The organism is Deinococcus aquiradiocola (assembly GCF_014646915.1).
Classification (GTDB): domain Bacteria; phylum Deinococcota; class Deinococci; order Deinococcales; family Deinococcaceae; genus Deinococcus; species Deinococcus aquiradiocola.
The window spans coordinates 267,683-284,215 of sequence record NZ_BMOE01000002.1 but is presented as its reverse complement, the minus strand read 5'-3'; the positions used below and the strand labels follow the sequence as shown (position 1 = coordinate 284,215).

Genomic DNA, 16,533 nt, shown 5'->3' with positions numbered 1-16,533 from the left:
GTCAGCGCACCGTGATCCTTCAGGGCGACCAGGCCCGGCCGGAACTCACTTCACGGTGAAGGGCACGCTGAACAGCGTCGGGTTCGGGCTGGCGGCCTCAGTCGAGTACCGCAGTTCGTACTCGCCGGGAGCGTCCGGGAGCTGCAGGGTGCCGGGATTCCCGTCCCGCGTGTAGAAGTAGAAGAGGTAGTCCCCGACCGGCGCGCCCCGCTTCACGATCGTCACGTAGTCGCCGTGGTTGTTCGGACCAGTCCAGCGCACCTGCATCTTGCCTTTCGCCGGGCCGCTTGCCGGGGCCTGCAGGCCGTACGTGGCTCCGCTGACCTTCAGGGGCGCGCTCGCGAGGGTGGGGTTCGGACTGCTCGCCTCGCTGGAGTACCGCAGTTCGTACTCGCCCGGATTCAGGGGCACGTTCAGCGAGCCGGGATTCCCGTCACGGGTGTAGAAGTACGAGGTGTACGTCCCCACCGGCGCGCCCTTCGCCACGACCGTCACGTAATCGCCCGGGTTGTTCGGGCCGGTCCACCCGACCTGGATGCGGCTGCCGCCGACCGCGGACTCCGGGCCCTTCACGCCGTACGTCGCGGCGGTCAGCGTCAGCGGCGCGCGCGCCAGGACGCGGGTAGAGTCGGCGTTGTTGTACCGCACCTCGTACGCGCCGGGCGTCAGCAGGGTCTGCAGCCTGCCGGGATTGGCGCTCGCCGTGTAGAAGTACGCGTCGTACCGGCTGTCCGGCGCGTCCGCCGGGACGACCGTCACGTAATCACCCGGATTGTTCGGGCCGGTCCAGCTGACCTGCACGGCCGAGCCCGCCACCGCCTGCGCCGGTGCCTTCACCGTGGCGGCCGCGCGGCGCGGCGTGAACGGCGCACTCCGCCCGACCAGACGCGAACTGCCGTCCGGATTCACGAGGTGATACCGCGCCTCGAACGGCTGCTCTTCGTCCGGGACGTTCAGGTCCAGCGCGCCGCTCGCGCCGCTCACCCGCGCGTAATCCAGGTAGGCGTCCTCGGGATCGCTCACGCGCGTCACCGTCACCCAGTTGTCCGGTCCCGCGGGCGCACCGCTGAACTCGACGTGCACCCGCCCGCCCGCCACCGGCTGCGCCGGCGTGACCCGCAGGGTGACTGCACCCACCGGCGTCAGGTCGAACGCGAACCGGTTCTCGCCGCTGCCCTGCACCGTCAGGCCCCCGAAGGTCTGCTCGCCCTGCGCCGTCCGTACGGTCGCCACGTACGCCCCCGGCAGCAGCGACGCCCCGTACACCCCGCCGTCCGGCGCGAAAGGGACCGTCTCGCCGCCCACCACCCCACGGAACGAGACGGTGGGTCCGCTGCGGACCGGCTGGCCCCCACTGCGCAACTCCACCCGCACGGGCACGCGGGTGTCTCGCGGCGCGGCGACGGGCGTGACCGCCTGCCCCAGCGCGCTCGCCAGTTCCGGCACGCTGCGGGCGTTCACGAACGTGCCCACCCCCCCGAACGCCGCCTGCGCTCGGGCATCCAGGTCGATCCCGATCACCCGCAACTGCACGTCGATGCCGCGCGCCCTGAAGCTGTCCAGCGCTGCCTTCACGTCCCCGCCGCACGACTCCAGCCCGTCCGTCACCAGCACGATCAGGTTCCGGCCCACCCCCACCGGGAAGTCCGCCGCGGCCTGCTGCAGGCTGTACGCGATGGGTGTCGCCCCCTTCGGCCGCGCCGCGTTCACGCGCGCCAGCAGCGCCGCCCGGTCCACGCCCCGCAGCGGCAGCACCAGTTCACTGTCCTGACAGGCGCCACCCTCCCCCGGCGTGGTGCGCGCCCCGTACAGCCGCAGGCCCACGTTCAGGTCCGGCGCGTCCGGCAGGCGGCCGATCAGGTCCGTCAGCACCGCCTGCGCCGCCGCAATGCGTGTCTGCCCGCCCCCGAGCCGGGCGAACATGCTGCCCGACACGTCCAGAATCAGCTCCACGCGGCTCGGAACGGCCTGCGCGTGCACGCTGCCCAGCATCAGCAGCGTCAGGGTGGACAGCCGGATGAACAGGTGGTGTCTCATCGCACCTCCGGGGCTGACGGCCGCCCCACGCCACAGGGAAGACGGCTCACCGCCCCCCCCGGGCCGGACCGGACCTCCACCCCCATTGTGCGCACCACGGCACGGCGGCGCGCAAGCCCCCCGGCCGGCGCGGGCCAGGCAGCCGAACCGGACGTCACTCCGCGGCGTGCTGCGCGAACAGTTCGGCCTGCTCGGTCACGGTGCGGCTCGCATGCTCCTGCCTGTCCGGCGGGTCCCCGTGCCTGCGCAGCACCCCTTGACCATCCGGCGCAGATTCGCCCGCGCCTGCTCACGCAGGTGCCAGTCGATGGTGGCGTTGCGGCGCACCGTCCGGGCGATGTCCTGAAACCGCTCGTCCCCGAACTGCTTTCCCGCCCAACCTGCCCTATGTGGAATGCTGACTCGCCGCCCCTCATCAGTATTTTCATGGGGCGCTCCTCGCGTGTGACAGGACATCCAGCAGGTCGAGCGATGTGCCGGTGAAGTTCTCCTTCGGTCCGCCGACCTCGGTTCAGTGTGGCCAGTGCGTGCAGGTCAGTTGCGCCTGATGTACATGACGCCCTGCGCGCTGTTCCGGGGGTCAGGAATGATGTTCAGGATGTCGTAGGTTTTTGCGCTGCTGAAGACGGACTTGAGGTCCAGATTGCCGTAGAAGGCCTGCCTGCCGGTCCCGATGTTCCGGCTCACTGTATCTGCGACCGTGAGGCGGCTCCGGTAAAACTGTGTCAGGCTCTCGGGGATGACGCGGGTGTAGTAGACCTTGCAGGAGGCGCCGGAACACTCTGTGAACGTGATGACGACATTGCAGATTGCCTTGTCGTTTCGGCAGAAGACGCCCGGAGCCTTCTGAGGAAGCGGTATACATGACCCGCCGAACTCGATCGTCTCCGTTGGACACGTACTCACCTTGTTCTGGACGACGGGAAGTGTGGGTTTCTGCGCTGCCCTGGTCCCGCCGAGCAGAGTGGTGAGCAGGGCGAGGCCCAGCATCGTGGTCCTGTGCGTTCCTGAGTGTTTCATCGTTCCTCCTTGGGTCATGCGGGATTGCTGTGGGTGGGGGGTGGCCGGTGGGCACTGCGGAGTCGGGTGAGGCGCGCCTGGAAGTCCTGAATGCCGGTGTGGTCCGTCATGAGTTCACTCAGTTCCAGGCCGCGGGTCGCGAGGGTCGCGGCGCGGGGCCAGTCGCCGTCCTCGGTGGCGATGTCGCAGCAGGATTCGAGGCACTGTCGTTGCAGGTGGATGTTCTGGGCTTCGGTGGCGTGACGCAGCGCGGTTTCGAGCGCGTGACGCTGCGCGGCGCGGTCGTCCAGTGCGGCGTGGATGAGCGCCTGGTTGGCGTGGGCGCTCGCGAGGCCGTCCCTGAGCTGCAGGTTGCCGAACAGTTCGATGGCGTGTTCGGCGTGCGCCAGTCCGCGCCGGATCAGGCCGAGCTCGAGACAGCAGAGGACCAGGGCGTTGTGGAGGTTCGCTTCCAGGCGCGTCCAGGCCGGGTCGAGGTCGGCGAGGGCCGTCTCGAGGATCTTCAGGGCCTCGCCGGTCCGGTCGTCCCGGTACAGGATGACGGCCCGGTCGTGCAGGAGCGCGGTGCGTTCGGGCGTGACGGCCCCGTGGCTCCACGGTTCGCTGAACGCGAGGGCCTGCGCGTGGTCGCCGCTCCTCCAGAGCAGGTGCGTGCGTTCGCGGACGTACGCGAGCCGCTGCGTGTCGCTCGCCTCGGATGTCCCCTGGAGGGTTGCCGCGAGCAGGCCGAGTTCCGCGTCCCAGCCCCCGAGGTCGTTCAGGGCCTTGAAGTGCTGGCAGCGGCGCAGGTGCAGGTCCGTCCGGCGGTTCGCGTCGTCCTCGCATTCGAGGGCGTGCGCGAGCGTGTCGAGGACCTCTTCGTGCGCCCACACGGCCTCGGCCTGCTGTGTGGCGTCCAGCCAGTACGGGACGGCCCCGGAGCGATCCCCGGCCTGCTGCAGGTGGTGGGCCACCTGTGCGGGTGCGCCCGCCGTCCGGATGAGGTGCGCGGCGACGCGCCCGTGCACGACGCGCTTCCGTTCCCGCTGCAGCTGATGCTGCAGGGCGTGACGCAGCAGGTCGTGCCGCACGCGGTACCCGGCGGGGTCCGCCGCTTCGATCCAGCGGTGCGCGGTCGCCTGCTCCAGGGCCGTCAGGGCGTCGTCCTCCGTCAGTCCGGACCCGGCCTGTACGGCCTGGAAGTCGAAGGGAGGGGCAAGCAGTGCCGCGGTTTCCATCCAGCGCAGGGCGGGGCGGCCCGCGCCGCTGACCGCCTGGACCAGCCGGTCGCGCAGCGTGGACGGCAGGTGCCGGTCGAGGTGGTCGAGGTCCACCGTGAGCGTCCAGGGGAGGTGCTCCTCTTCAGGCGCGCGGAGGACGTCCCGCTCGATGAGGCCCTGCAGGAACGCGAGGAGGGCATAGGCGTTCCCGCCGCTCAGGGCATGGAGTTTCCGTGCGAAACCGGTCGCCTGGTGCGAGCCGGACAGTTGCCGGATCAGGTTGAGGACCGACATTTCCGTGAGAGGCGGGACTTCGGTGCGCGTGAGTGTGACGGAACGTTCGAGGTCGTCGAGCCACGCGAGGACCGGGCCGTGGCTGTTCAGTTCGCCGGGCCGGGCGGTCGCCAGGATGCGCAGCGGGCCGGGCAGGCGCCAGCGGTTCAGAGCGTGGGCGACCGCCTGGACGCTGGACGGGTCGAACCAGTGCAGGTCGTCGAGCACGATCAGGGTTCCCTCCAGGCCGACGTACAGGGCTTCGGAGACGGCTTCCAGCAGCCGGGGCAGGTTCGAAGCAGGCCGTGCGCGCTGGTCCGGGGCGAGGTCCGGCCAGACGGACGCGAGTTCGGCCCGCCAGACCGGCGCCAGCGCCTGCAGGCGCGCCTCTCCGATGTGATGCAGGCACTCTCCCACCACCGAGAACGGGACGCCCTGACCCAGCTGACTGCCGCGCAGGACGAGTGCGCGTTCGCCGCGCCGCCCGGTCCACTCGTGCGCGAGACGCGTCTTGCCGACGCCGGCCTCGCCGGTCAGCAGGGCCACGCGCGCCGCCGTCTGCGCCCAGGCGTCCAGGGCGCGGAGCGTCGCGTCCCGGCCGACGAACGGTGGAGCCTCCAGGGACGGGCGGCGGGCAGCGGGGCGTTCAGGCGTGAGTGGACTGCGCTGGGCGGAGGACGGCAGGCGGGGCGCGGCGCCGAGTTCGTCGCGGTACCGGATCCTGAACCGCGCTTCGAGCGTGGCCGCGTCCTGCACCCGCCCGAGGGCGTGCAGGCGGGCGAGCACCCGCGCGCACACCTCCTCCGAGTACGGGTCAAGGTCGAGGAGGCGCTGCTCGGCCTCCAGCGCTCCCGGGGCGTCGCCTGCCCGGTCGGCCGCCCCCGCGAGCTGTTCCAGCGAGTCGCGCGCCCACCCGGCGTACCGGGCGCGGGCCGCTTCCAGCCAGGCCTGCAGGGCCGGGACGTCCACCGCCGCTTCCGCCAGCAGCGGTCCCCGGGCCAGATCGGCCACCTCGGCCCAGCGGCCCGCCCGGACCGCGTCTGCAAGGGCGACGGCGTCGCACGTGAGCTGCACCGCGACCGTTTCGCCGTCGATCACGACGGCGTCCCGCAGGTCCGACCGTGCGATGCGGTGAAGTTCCAGCCGCAGGCGACTGCGTGCGGCTTCGGGTTCCTGGCCGTCCCAGAACGCCGCGGCGAGTCGGCGACGCTCCACGGGACCTTCCAGGGCAAGGTACGTGAGAAACAGCAGTCGGCGGGACCGGACGGCGACCGGACGTCCCGCGCGCGTCAGACGTGGCCAGCCCATTACGTTCAGTTCGAGCATCGGGTTCCCTCTGGACGGGGGACGACGGCAGCACGACGAGTCTTCAAGAGTGTAGCGGACGCACGCAAATGAAACGCAACTGCAGCGCTCACCCTCCTACGCTGACTGCACCGGGGAACGCCGCCGCGCGTCCCAGGGGCCGCGGTCCCGGTGGATTCACCGCCGGAACACCAGCCAGTTCGCGGTGCGCCTGGGGGGGCGGGGGGGGGGGAAGTCATGTCGGGATGAACGAGGAGCGCGTCACGCAGCAGCTGACACTGAACGTCGCGCTCGAATGGACAGCGCGCCAGGGGGGGCCGTGGCGCGCCACGGTCCGCGACCGGGACGACCGGACGGTCGGGGTCTTCGAGACGCCACTCGCGCTGCTGGAGTGGCTCGAAGAGCACACGCTCGTCCGGACCGCCCGGCCGCCCGACCTGCCCTGAACGGGCCGGCGGTCCAGTCGCGGGCCTTCACCCTGGTGGCGGTGCAGCCACTGCCGGAGGTTCACCATGAATGCATGTCGACTCGCCCGTCCCGTCCGCGCCCTGGTGCTGCTGTCCGTCACCATGACAGCCTGCAACCGGGTGGCCGCACCGATCGGCACGCCGATCACCAGCCTCGCCGACAGCGGGCCGGGTACCCTGCGCGACCTGCTGGCCACGGCCCAGCCGGGCGACACGCTGCGGTTTCAGACGCCCGGGACGGTCAACCTCGCCGGCCCGCTCAGCCTGAGCAAGGACGTGACGCTGCTGGCCGACGGCGTGACCTTCGACGCCGGGGGGAAGGGCCGGGCGCTGGAAGTGGCGGCTGGCGCGAACGTTCATGTGACGGGCGGAACCTTCACGAAAGGACTGGGGCAGCCGGTCGTGAGCGCCAGCCTGGGGCGTCAGACGACCAGCCGGGCCACCTGGGGCGGACTCGTGCTCAACCGCGGCACGCTGACGCTCGACGGCGTGACCCTGACGGGCGGCACCGCCAACAACGGCGGCGCCATCTACAGCAGCGGCACCCTGACCCTCAGGGGCGTCACGATGACCGGCAACACCGCCACCGTGCCCACGCCGGACATTGAGAACGAATCGACCGGTTCCGGCGGAGCCGTCGCCAACACGGGCGTGTTGACCATCGAGAGCGGGACCTTCCGGGGCAACACGGCGTATTACACCGGTGGGGTCCTGAGAACCGGTGGCGCGAGCAAGGCGCTGCTGACCATCAAGGACGGCCTGTTCGAGAACAACAGCTGCACTTACCCGAACAAAGCGACCAGCGGCCCGACCGGCTCAGACGGCTGCGCGGGCGGGGCGCTGATCCTCGGCAACGACACCACCATCGAGGGCGGCACGTTCCGGGGAAACACCTCCACCTACGTCGGGGGGGCCATCTACATTTCCGATGGATTCAAACCGGTGGTGAGCATCTCGGGCGGGACCTTCGAGAACAACAAGACCACCGGCACGGTCAACAACGGCGGGGGGGCGATCTTCAACCAGTCAAAGCTGCTGATCAGTGGTGGCATCTTCAAGGGCAACAGCAGCATGAGCGGCGGGGCCATCAACCTATACAGCGGCGGCGCACTCACGCTGTCGGGCGGGACCTTCGAGGGCAACAGCGCGTCGCGGTACGGCGGGGCACTGCAGGTGAACCGCAGCGCGGCCCTGTTCGAGATGACGGGCGGCGTCCTGCGCGGCAACACCTCGGGCCTCAATGGAGGCGCCATCAACAGTGACGTGACGACGACGCTGACGGGCGGCCGCATCGAGAACAACACGGCGCAGGACTGCGGGGGCGGGCTGAGCGTCTGGGCGCCGACGGGGAAGCTGAATACCGTCACGCTCGGCGGCACGTTCGTCCTCCAGGGCAACACGGCCGGGAAGTGCGGCGGTGGCGTGAACATGGGCAGCGAAGATCCCGGGGGACTCACGGTGAACCTCGACGGGGCCGCCATGAGGGGCAACTCGGCTGCCGGGACGGGTGGCGGCTTCCGCGTGGGCGCCGGTACGGTCCTGAACCTCTCCGGGGGCAGCGTCACCGGCAACAAGGCCCTGGGCGGCGCGGGCGGCGGGATCTACAACGACGGGACGCTGGCCGTCCGGTCCGGCAGCGTGAACGGCAATTCGGCCACGCAGGGCGGGGGCGGCGTCTTCAACGCTGCCGGGGCGACCTTCGCGAGGACGGGCGGTGAAGTCGGCGGGAACGCCCCCGACGACATCCGGGGACCCTGAAGGCGGTCAATCGTGGGCTTTGCGGAGGGGCACCGTACCGAAATGGTCGAGGAGATGACAGCAGTCGCAGCTGACGGTCGGAGGCGCTCTCGCTACGGATGAACAAAACCGAGTGATCATCGACGCACCGTTTGCCGACCTTGAGGTAGCGCAGTGAGGTGATCGCCCGGGACGTCCCGGGGTCGCCGGGGGGCAGATCCGCCTGTGTCCGGTCGTGGCGCGGCCCGCAGCTGGTGCGGATGGTGCCGGACGGATCGCGATGTGCCCGACCCTCCACCCGGAGGTCGCCTTGACGGACATTCACACCTCGGCGCGTTCCTCTGACCGGTCAGGGCCACGCACCGGGCATGAACACCCCCTGGGAAGACGCTCAAGTTTCCCGCAGTGTCCTGCCAACCCGGCATGAAGGGCCGCGGCACCTGGCTGCCCGTCCGTCCGGGAACAATGGTCTCGCACACAGGACGCGACTGAAGCGGACCTAGGGAGGCTCCATGAAAGCAGTGGTATGGCACGGCATAGGCGACATCCGACTCGACGACGTTCCCGAACCCAGACTCCAGAAGCCCACCGACGCGGTCGTGCGGATCACGGCCAGCGCGATCTGCGGTACGGACCTCCACTTCATTCGCGGCACCATGAGCGGCATGGTGCCCGGCACCATCCTCGGGCATGAGGGGGTCGGCGTCGTCGAACAGGTCGGCAAGGACGTCCGCAACTTCGCGCCCGGCGACCGGGTCGTGATTCCGTCCACCGTCTCCTGCGGCGCCTGCCCGCAGTGCCGGATGGGCAACACTGCGCAGTGTGACGTCGCCAATCCCAATGGCCCGGCCGCTGGCACGTCCTTCTACGGCGGACCGAAACTCTCCGGACCGTTCGACGGGCTGCAGGCCGAGAAGGCCCGGATCGCGTACGCGCACGCCAGCCTCGTGAAACTCCCGGACAACGTCTCGGACGAACAGGCGATCCTGCTGTCTGACATCTTTCCCACCGCGTACTTCGGCGCTGAACTCGCTGGCGTGAAGACCGGCAGTGTCGTGGTCGTGCTCGGCTGCGGACCGGTCGGGCAGTTCGCGATCATCAGCGCGAAACTGCAGGGCGCGACCCGCGTGATCGCGGTGGATCGCCTGCCTGACCGCCTGGGCAAGGCCCGCGAGAACGGCGCCGAGACCATCAATTTCGAGGAAGAGGATCCTGTGAAGGCCGTCCTACGGCTGACCGAGCAGACCGGTGCGGACTGCGTGATCGACGCGGTCGGCGTGGACGCCCAGCACGCCCACCACGGCCCTGCACGACCTGACGCCGAGAAGAAACGGCAGTTCGAGCAGGAGGTCGAGAAGTTCGCGCCGGACGCGGACCCTACCCCGGACGGCCAGTGGGTGCCCGGTGACGCGCCCACCCAGGCGGCCGAGTGGGCGATCGAGATGGTCCGCAAGGCCGGGCAGATCGGCGTGATCGGCGTGTACTCGCCGGACGTGACCTCTTACCCGCTCGGGAAGGCCATGAACAAGAACCTCACCGTCCGGATGGGCAACTGTAACCACCGGACCATCATCCCGAAGCTCGTGGACCTCGTCGCGGCCGGTGTGGTGGACCCCACCCGCATCATCACCGAGCACGAGCACATGGAGGACGCCATCAGCGCCTACGAGGCCTTCGACAAGCGCGAGCCCGGCTGGTTGAAGGTCGAACTGCAGCCGCAGGCCTGAAGCGCAGGGCGGGGGAGGGAACGGCCACCGGACGGGCCGCTTCCTTCCCCTGCGCCGCGTTTCAGGCCTGCCCGGTTCGGGGACGGGCGGACGCGCCTACACTGCAGGCATGCGCGACACACCCCGCACCACTTTCCGCCGCGCGGCGTGGGCTTTGGCGGCCCTCGCGGCGGCGCTCGCCTTCGTGGGCCGTGCCCGCACGTATCGGCGCCTTGATCCGCAGCTGCGCGCCCCCCTGCTGAGGTTCCGTGTTCCCAGCATGACGCCAGGCATCGTGCGCGTCCTGCGTCGCCGGGAGCGCCCGCTGCCGCCCCCGACCGGCGTGTCGTTCGAGGTCCGGCACGTGCCGGTCGGGGGCGGCGCGCCGCCTGTCCGTGTCGGCCTGTACCGTCCGCTGGGCGGTCAGCGCAACACGGCCGCCCTCCTGTGGATCCACGGTGGCGGGTACGTGATGGGCAGCGCCGACGGGTACCACGCGGAAGGCGAACGCTACGCCTCGGAGCTCGGGCTGCTCGTCGTGAACGTCGACTACCGCCTGGCACCAGAAACGCCGTTCCCAGGCCCGCTCGAAGACTGCTACGCCGCACTTCGCTGGACGGCCCTGCATGCCACGGAACTCGGCATCGACCCTGGCCGGATCGCCGTCGCGGGCGACAGTGCCGGAGGCGGACTCGCGGCGGCCCTCGTGCAGCTCGCGCACGACCGCGCCGAGGTCACGCCTGCGTTCCAGCTGCTGCTCTACCCCATGCTGGACGACCGCACCACCCTCCGGCCGGACCATGCCGGACGCGGCGAGTACGTGTGGAGCCCCGGCTCGAACCGCATGGGCTGGACCGCGTATCTGGGCCGCGCCCCGCAGGAGAGTCACGCTCCCGAGTATGCTGCTCCTGCCCGCCGCGAGGACCTGCGAGGCCTCGCGCCCGGCTGGATCGGTGTCGGTACCCTTGACCTCTTTTTCCCCGAGGACCGCGAGTACGCCCGGCGACTGAATGCCGCGGGCGTCCCCTGCGAGCTGCATGAGGTGCCGGGCGGGTACCATGCCAGCGAGCGTTTCGCGCCGGACGCCGCCGTCTCCCGGGCCTTCATCGCCAGCGGCACAGCTGCCCTAAAACGCGGTCTGAAGCTCGACTGAACCGGAAACTGGCGACCCCTTCAGTTGACGAAGGTGGCGCCCTGTCCGGCCAGGACGCGCAGGGCCACCGCGACGGTCGCGAGCATCGCTGCGGTGGTCGCGCCGTGCTCCAGGCCGAGGAACGCCGCGGAGTGCAGTGCGTGGTACGCGACGCGCAGCGGGTCGTCCTGCGCGGACGCGAGCTGCCGGTACGTGCGTTCCCCGAGCGCCGTGATGTCCATCCCTCCTGACTGCGACAGGACGGTGATCTCGCGCGCGTTGCGTTCCACCTGCACCGCGCACTGCAGCAGCATGTCGCGCGACGGGCGTTCCCCGGCGGTGGCGGGTCCGAACTCCACGGCCGCCACCATCTGCAGGGTGAGCGCGATGCAGGTCTCGAACGCCTGACGGTTCGCGGGGTCGTGCAGGGCCGAGGTGTCGTGCACGGTCATGCCCTCAGGCTGCACGCTGCGGGCCGCCGCGTCAAGAGACGTGTGTGACGTGGGGCACGGGCCGCGCCCGGCTGGACTCGCGCGGCCCTCCGGCCCTGGCGGCGAGTCCAGACAAATGCGTCCCTGACGGTGTTCAATGAGGTTTATGGTGAGGTATGCAGGTCGTCTGCCTCTCCGACACCCACGGTCACCACGGGACCCTCCGGCTCCCGCCAGGGGACGTGCTGCTGCACGCGGGGGACTTCACGCATGGCGGTACGGTGGCGGAGGCGCGCGCCTTTCTCGCGTGGTTCAGCCGCGCCGGGACCTTCACGCACCGCATCCTCGTCGCCGGGAACCACGACCTGGTCTTCGAGCGGGACGCCGCCCGCGCCCGGACCCTGCTGCCACCGAACGTCACGTACCTGCAGGACAGCGGCGTCACCTGCGGCGGCGTGACCTTCTGGGGCAGTCCCGTCACGCCCGCCCACGCCGACTACGCGTTCATGAAGGACCCGCGTGACCTGCCGGACCACTGGGCGCGCGTCCCGGCGGGCGTCGACGTGCTCGTCACGCACGGGCCGCCCGCCGACCTGCTCGACGAACTGCACGGTGGCCTGCACGTCGGCTGCCCGGCCCTGCTGCACGCCCTGGACCGGGTCCGCCCGGCCGTGCACGTGTTCGGGCACATCCACGAGGGACGCGGGTCGCAGCTTCGTGCCGGGACGGTGCACGTGAACGCCGCCAACTGCGACCGCCACAACCGGCCCGCGCACCCGCCCACGGTGCTGCACGTCTCACGGCTGCAGGCTTCGCAGGTTCAGCCGGGGGGCGGGCGGTACGCCTGCCGGATTCTCTCCGCCTGACGGCACCGACGGGCCGTGAACGGCCACGGCTGGCCCGGACACTGGACTCGCGTTACCTGCCGTATCCGTGCGGGTGACTCCTGAGGTACGCCCCGAAGCGCACCGTGATGGCAGGCCGGACCCCCCGACCGTCCCCGGAACCACGCACAGGACAGCCGCACCTTCAGGCGCTCACGTGGAACGGGGAACGCCCGGCGTCCGGCACCCGGACGTCCACCTGGGGTCAGCAGGCAGGCCCCGAACCCAGGAGGTCACCGTGGATCTGATCGTGCAGGAACACACCACCCTCATGCTCGACATCGAGCACCCGCCGCGCGCGCTCGCGGACGCCGCCGTCAGGGAGACCCTGACCTCCCTCACGGACCTCGTCCGGCTCGGAATGATCGACGAACCCAGCCTCACGTCGATGTTCACCGCCGCCCAGACCTCGACCCAGGAGGCGCTGCAGCGTCAGTCCGGACGCCCGGCCATGGTGCCCGGCACGAACCGGGTGGATCTGGGCCGCTTCAGCGGATTCATCAACCGGGTGCCGGAATCTCAGGGGGCGGAAGCGCAGCTCGTGTGGAACCTGCTGCGGCCGGTCTCCCCGACCGGGCTGCTCGGCACCACGCTCGACCGTCTGAGGCTCACGGACCGTCCGAACTTCAACCTCGGGCGATTCCTGTTCGACGACGTGACCGTGAAGAGCGGCGCGGTCCTGCAGGTGGCGGGCAGCACCCACCTCCTCAAGGCACGGAAGCTGGTGATCGAAGCCAACGCGAGAATCGTCGTGCAGGGCGCCTCGCTGATCATCCAGGCCGACTCCGTCCAGGGGTTCTGATCCCACCCCGGCAGCCGGGGTTCGGCAGGCGCCGCCAGTGGCGCTGACCGACCCGGGACGACAGGTGACCCGGGACCGCAGAGGTGCACGGACACAGCCCGTGCAGGAGCGGGCGTGGCGGCGGCCCGCCCCCGGCTCCACACCGTAGCCGCCGATCAAGGGAGGAACCGACATGGGATTCAACATCATCGCGCAGGGCAACGCGGGTCAGAACGGGCAGCCGGGCAGCCCCGGGGGCATGGGAGCGTCCGGACAGCCCGGGCAGGACGCCGACTGCGGCACCTGGGACGACAACGAACCCACGCGCGGCAGCTGGGGCGGCAAGGGCGCGCGTGGTGTGGACGGGGCGGCCGCCTCGGGAGGCGGCAGTGGCGGGCACGTCACGCTCGTCGTGAACGATTTCCTGGGCGGCATCCAGGTCAGCTGTCAGGGCGGCGTCGGCGGTCAGGGCGGCCAGGGCGGTCAGGGTGGCCCCGGCGGACCGGGCGGACCGGGCGGATGGGGAGCCGACTGCGAGGCGAACGCGCACGGGGGACGCGGCGGTGACGGCGGCGACGGGGCCACCGGCGGTCGAGGCGGCGACGGCGGTGCCGGAGGGAGCTTCACCCTGCGCTACAAGAACGACCTGACGGGCGGCGCGCCCATCAACGTGACCGTCTCCGGCGGGATCGGCGGGTCCGGAGGGGTCGGTGGGCAGGCCGGTGCGCCCGGCCCGAACGGCGCGACCGGTCGCGGACTCCCCACCTCGTACTCGCACTCCGACTACGATCCCGGCAATCCCGAGGGACCGGCGAACTACGGGAATCCAGGGGCGACGGGCGCCACGGGACTCACCGGCCCTGGTGGGACCTTCGACAAGATTCAGGTGACCTGAATGCGGTCGCGGCGAGGCTCCACCCTCACCGCCAGCGGTGCCCCCTGGGAATGGGGGCACACCTGGACCGCCGACGGGGGAAGCTGGCGCGTGAACGTCGACCCGGGTCCGCTCGGCGTGCCGCTGCCGTTCCGCCTGCCCCACCAGTGGCGGCTGGCGGAGCAGTTGCTGCAGGAGACGGGTGCCGGACGCTGGACCGCCACCCACCGCACCCTGTGGGAGACGCTGCTGCCGCCCGGGGAGCTGGCCCGGATGGACGCGAGGTTCGGCGCGTGGCTGACCCTGCCCTCTGCCGGGACCGGCGGCGGACTGCGCGTCTACTACTCGCTCGCCGCGTACCGGCGCCGTTTTGAGACGCTCACGGACTTCTGGCTGGCCGCCCTGCAGGATCTGCCTGTCCCGCACCTGCACGGCGTGATCGCCGCCCTGCCCTGCGGCCGGGGTCCCGCCATGCTGGGCGCCGAGTACCACCCCGTCCGCCCCCTCACCGCGAAATGGTACGTGCGTCCCTGTGACGCGGTGCACCGGGACGCCGTTCACGACCTGCTGGACGCCGCCGGCCTGCCCCGGCACCGGGAGCTGGACACGGTGCTCGACCTGTGGACGGACGGCCTGCACATGTTTCCCAGGGGCACGCTGCTGTACTACCTGAGTGCCGACGAGACCGGACGACGCGGCGTGAACGTGTACCTCGACCTGCGCCGCCTCGGCCGGACCGGACCGGAGATCCGGGCGCGCGTGACGGGCAGCCTGCGCGCCCTGCACCTCTGGCAGGACGCGGACGGCCTCGACTGGTCGAGCGACCCGCCGGGACTGTCCGGCCTGGGCTTCCGGGACGACGGCGTGCGGGTCAACCAGTACTTCGAACCCGCGCGCCTCCCGGCTGCACGGGAATGGTCCTCGGGCCGGGTGACGGCCGAACGCGCCCCGCTGCCATGACTGGATGGGCGCGGCGAGCCGAGCAGGCAGACTGACGTCCGCCGCGGTCCCGATCCCACCGCACCTTCCGTGTTCAGTCGCGGCCCGCGAGGTACTCGTGGACCAGGGCGACGCTCATGCTGCCCTCGCCGACGCCCGCCGCGACGCGCTTGATGGAGCCGCGCCGCACGTCGCCGACGGCGAACACGCCGGGCAGACTCGTCTCCAGCAGGAAGGGGTCGCGCCGCAGCGGCCAGTCCTCCCGCCCGAAATCCAGGCCGGTGCAGACGTAGCCGCGTTCGTCGCGCTTGACGGTGCCGTCCAGCCAGTCGGTGCGGGCGTCCGCGCCGATGAACACGAACAGGGCGTCCGTGTCCACGTGGCGTTCCTCGCCGCTGCGGGTGTCGCGGACCGTGAGGCCTTCGAGGGCCGCCTCGCCGTGCAGGGCCGTGACCTCGCAGTTCAGGCACACGGTGACGTTCGCCTTGCCGTGCAGCTGGTCGATCAGGTACTGCGACATGCCCTTCTCGATCCGGTCCGCGCGGATGAGCAGGGTGACGCGCTCGGCGTAGCTGCTGAAGTGCATGGCGGCCTGCCCGGCGGAGTTCCCGCCGCCGATGAGGTACACGTCCCGGCCGCGCGTGCGGGGCGCTTCGGTCCGGGCGGCGCCGTACATGACGCCGCGCCCGGTGAGGCGTTCGGCGCCCGCGAGCGGCAGGGTGCGCCACTCCACGCCGGTCGCGATGATGACGCTGCGCGCCTGCACGCGCTCCCCGCCGTCGAGTTCCACCTCGTGCGGCGCGCCGTGGCCGGGGTGCAGGGCCGTCACCTCGCGCGTCGCGAGGACTTCCGCGCCGAAGCGCCGGGCCTGACGCAGGGCGCGGGCGCTGAGTTCGTCGCCGCTCAGGCCGTTCGGGAAGCCGAGGTAGTTCTCGATGCGGCTGCTGGTGCCCGCCTGCCCGCCCGGGGCGTTCTTCTCGACCAGCAGCGTGCACAGGCCCTCGGACGCGGCGTACACGGCCGCCGCGAGCCCCGCCGGGCCGCCGCCGATCACGACGAGGTCGTACTCCCCGAGGGTGGGGGCGACCTGCAGCCCGAGGCGCTCGGCGAGGTCCCGGACGTGCGGGCGGCTGAGCACCTCGCCGTCCGGCAGCACGACCGTCGGCTGAGGCGCCTGCTGCGCTTCAGCGGGCAGGTCCGACAGGTCGCAGCCGTCGGCGGGGTCCAGCCAGCGGAATGGGAGCTGGTTGCGCGCCAGGAATTCGCGCAGGCCCAGGCAGTCGAGGTCGGCCGCCTCGCCGACGAGGGTGGTGATGGCGGGCGCGCCCTGCAGCGTCGCGCGTTTCAGGTTCCCGACGCGGCGCGTCAGGTTGCGCATCACGGCGGCCGACAGGCCCTCCGACTGCGCGAGGAGCGCCGTGAAGTCCAGCGGTTCGAGCCTCAGCGCCCGGATGGCGGTCCGGGCGTGCAGTGTGGCAGCGGCGGGCGAGCCGAGCAGGATCGGCAGTTCCCCGAAGGAGTCGCCGGGGAAGTACGTGTCGAGCGGGTGGACGACGCCGTTCACTTCCTTCGTCACGTCGATCTCGCCTTCGAGCAGCACGTAGAAGGACGCGGCGTCCCCTTCCTGCAGCAGGTACTCGCCCTCGTTGAGGCGCACGTCGGCGCTGACGTGCGCGACGTCCTCCAGCGCGTCGTCGGTCAGGGACGAGAACAGGTCCAGCGGGCGCAGCAGGTCAGGCGTGATCATG

Annotated in this window: 14 protein-coding genes; 8 read left to right on the top strand and 6 right to left on the bottom strand. The window is 71.1% G+C overall.

Features of this window, described 5'->3' with window-relative positions; genetic code table 11:
* Nucleotides 1–45: 45 nt before the first annotated feature.
* From IEY33_RS05110 to IEY33_RS05095, 4 genes are all read right to left on the bottom strand, one after another.
* Entirely contained in the window at nucleotides 46–2,037 is a 1,992-nt protein-coding gene (locus IEY33_RS05110) for a VWA domain-containing protein (RefSeq protein ID WP_188961186.1), read from the bottom strand.
* Nucleotides 2,038–2,232: 195 nt separating this feature from the next.
* Nucleotides 2,233–2,493 carry a type I restriction enzyme endonuclease domain-containing protein gene (locus tag IEY33_RS19550; RefSeq protein WP_373287982.1) on the bottom strand — a complete coding sequence of 87 codons (261 nt, stop codon included), beginning with the start codon at nucleotides 2,491–2,493 and terminating at the stop codon, nucleotides 2,233–2,235.
* Nucleotides 2,494–2,571: 78 nt separating this feature from the next.
* The gene (locus IEY33_RS05100) at nucleotides 2,572–3,057 is read right to left on the bottom strand and encodes a hypothetical protein (RefSeq protein ID WP_188961185.1); all 486 of its coding nucleotides are present in this window, start codon (nucleotides 3,055–3,057) and stop codon (nucleotides 2,572–2,574) included.
* A 14-nt stretch (nucleotides 3,058–3,071) separates the two neighbouring features.
* Nucleotides 3,072–5,837 (bottom strand): ATP-binding protein, encoded by a 2,766-nt coding sequence (locus IEY33_RS05095; RefSeq protein WP_188961184.1) that lies wholly within the window; start codon nucleotides 5,835–5,837, stop codon nucleotides 3,072–3,074.
* A gap of 242 nt (nucleotides 5,838–6,079) precedes the next feature.
* Here IEY33_RS05095 and IEY33_RS05090 point away from each other — a divergent pair, with 242 nt between their 5' ends.
* From IEY33_RS05090 to IEY33_RS05075, 4 genes are all read left to right on the top strand, one after another.
* Nucleotides 6,080–6,280 (top strand): hypothetical protein, encoded by a 201-nt coding sequence (locus IEY33_RS05090; RefSeq protein ID WP_188961183.1) that lies wholly within the window; start codon nucleotides 6,080–6,082, stop codon nucleotides 6,278–6,280.
* A gap of 66 nt (nucleotides 6,281–6,346) precedes the next feature.
* The gene (locus IEY33_RS05085; RefSeq protein WP_188961182.1) at nucleotides 6,347–8,059 is read left to right on the top strand and encodes a hypothetical protein; all 1,713 of its coding nucleotides are present in this window, start codon (nucleotides 6,347–6,349) and stop codon (nucleotides 8,057–8,059) included.
* Between the two features lie 491 nt (nucleotides 8,060–8,550).
* Nucleotides 8,551–9,765: a zinc-dependent alcohol dehydrogenase gene (locus IEY33_RS05080; protein ID WP_188961181.1), complete on the top strand. Its 1,215-nt coding sequence runs from the start codon at nucleotides 8,551–8,553 to the stop codon at nucleotides 9,763–9,765.
* Nucleotides 9,766–9,874: 109 nt separating this feature from the next.
* Nucleotides 9,875–10,897 carry an alpha/beta hydrolase gene (locus tag IEY33_RS05075; RefSeq protein ID WP_229670782.1) on the top strand — a complete coding sequence of 341 codons (1,023 nt, stop codon included), beginning with the start codon at nucleotides 9,875–9,877 and terminating at the stop codon, nucleotides 10,895–10,897.
* 20 nt (nucleotides 10,898–10,917) lie between these two features.
* Here the strand turns inward: IEY33_RS05075 and IEY33_RS05070 are convergent, their stop codons facing one another.
* Entirely contained in the window at nucleotides 10,918–11,328 is a 411-nt protein-coding gene (locus IEY33_RS05070; RefSeq protein ID WP_188961180.1) for a hypothetical protein, read from the bottom strand.
* A gap of 155 nt (nucleotides 11,329–11,483) precedes the next feature.
* Between IEY33_RS05070 and IEY33_RS05065 the strand changes: the two genes are divergently transcribed.
* The 4 genes from IEY33_RS05065 to IEY33_RS05050 all read left to right on the top strand — a co-directional run bounded on the left by IEY33_RS05065 (nucleotide 11,484) and on the right by IEY33_RS05050 (nucleotide 14,806).
* Entirely contained in the window at nucleotides 11,484–12,173 is a 690-nt protein-coding gene (locus tag IEY33_RS05065) for a metallophosphatase domain-containing protein (protein WP_188961179.1), read from the top strand.
* A 256-nt stretch (nucleotides 12,174–12,429) separates the two neighbouring features.
* Nucleotides 12,430–12,993, top strand: coding sequence for a hypothetical protein (locus tag IEY33_RS05060; protein ID WP_188961178.1), 564 nt, complete (start codon nucleotides 12,430–12,432; stop codon nucleotides 12,991–12,993).
* Nucleotides 12,994–13,165: 172 nt separating this feature from the next.
* Nucleotides 13,166–13,867 carry a hypothetical protein gene (locus IEY33_RS19440; protein WP_188961177.1) on the top strand — a complete coding sequence of 234 codons (702 nt, stop codon included), beginning with the start codon at nucleotides 13,166–13,168 and terminating at the stop codon, nucleotides 13,865–13,867.
* 90 nt (nucleotides 13,868–13,957) lie between these two features.
* Nucleotides 13,958–14,806 carry a hypothetical protein gene (locus IEY33_RS05050; protein ID WP_188961176.1) on the top strand — a complete coding sequence of 283 codons (849 nt, stop codon included), beginning with the start codon at nucleotides 13,958–13,960 and terminating at the stop codon, nucleotides 14,804–14,806.
* A gap of 73 nt (nucleotides 14,807–14,879) precedes the next feature.
* Here the strand turns inward: IEY33_RS05050 and IEY33_RS05045 are convergent, their stop codons facing one another.
* Nucleotides 14,880–16,532 carry an FAD-dependent oxidoreductase gene (locus IEY33_RS05045; RefSeq protein ID WP_188961175.1) on the bottom strand — a complete coding sequence of 551 codons (1,653 nt, stop codon included), beginning with the start codon at nucleotides 16,530–16,532 and terminating at the stop codon, nucleotides 14,880–14,882.
* Between the last annotated feature and the right edge of the window lies 1 nt (nucleotide 16,533).

Bases quoted from the DNA above. Each gene is read 5' to 3' on its own strand.
- IEY33_RS05110 (WP_188961186.1), bottom strand. From the start codon at position 2,037: ATGAGACACCACCTGTTCATCCGGCTGTCCACCCTGACGCTGCTGATG.
- IEY33_RS19550 (WP_373287982.1), bottom strand. From the start codon at position 2,493: ATGTCCTGTCACACGCGAGGAGCGCCCCATGAAAATACTGATGAGGGG.
- IEY33_RS05100 (WP_188961185.1), bottom strand. From the start codon at position 3,057: ATGAAACACTCAGGAACGCACAGGACCACGATGCTGGGCCTCGCCCTG.
- IEY33_RS05095 (WP_188961184.1), bottom strand. From the start codon at position 5,837: ATGGGCTGGCCACGTCTGACGCGCGCGGGACGTCCGGTCGCCGTCCGG.
- IEY33_RS05090 (WP_188961183.1), top strand. From the start codon at position 6,080: ATGAACGAGGAGCGCGTCACGCAGCAGCTGACACTGAACGTCGCGCTC.
- IEY33_RS05085 (WP_188961182.1), top strand. From the start codon at position 6,347: ATGAATGCATGTCGACTCGCCCGTCCCGTCCGCGCCCTGGTGCTGCTG.
- IEY33_RS05080 (WP_188961181.1), top strand. From the start codon at position 8,551: ATGAAAGCAGTGGTATGGCACGGCATAGGCGACATCCGACTCGACGAC.
- IEY33_RS05075 (WP_229670782.1), top strand. From the start codon at position 9,875: ATGCGCGACACACCCCGCACCACTTTCCGCCGCGCGGCGTGGGCTTTG.
- IEY33_RS05070 (WP_188961180.1), bottom strand. From the start codon at position 11,328: ATGACCGTGCACGACACCTCGGCCCTGCACGACCCCGCGAACCGTCAG.
- IEY33_RS05065 (WP_188961179.1), top strand. From the start codon at position 11,484: ATGCAGGTCGTCTGCCTCTCCGACACCCACGGTCACCACGGGACCCTC.
- IEY33_RS19440 (WP_188961177.1), top strand. From the start codon at position 13,166: ATGGGATTCAACATCATCGCGCAGGGCAACGCGGGTCAGAACGGGCAG.
- IEY33_RS05045 (WP_188961175.1), bottom strand. From the start codon at position 16,532: ATGATCACGCCTGACCTGCTGCGCCCGCTGGACCTGTTCTCGTCCCTG.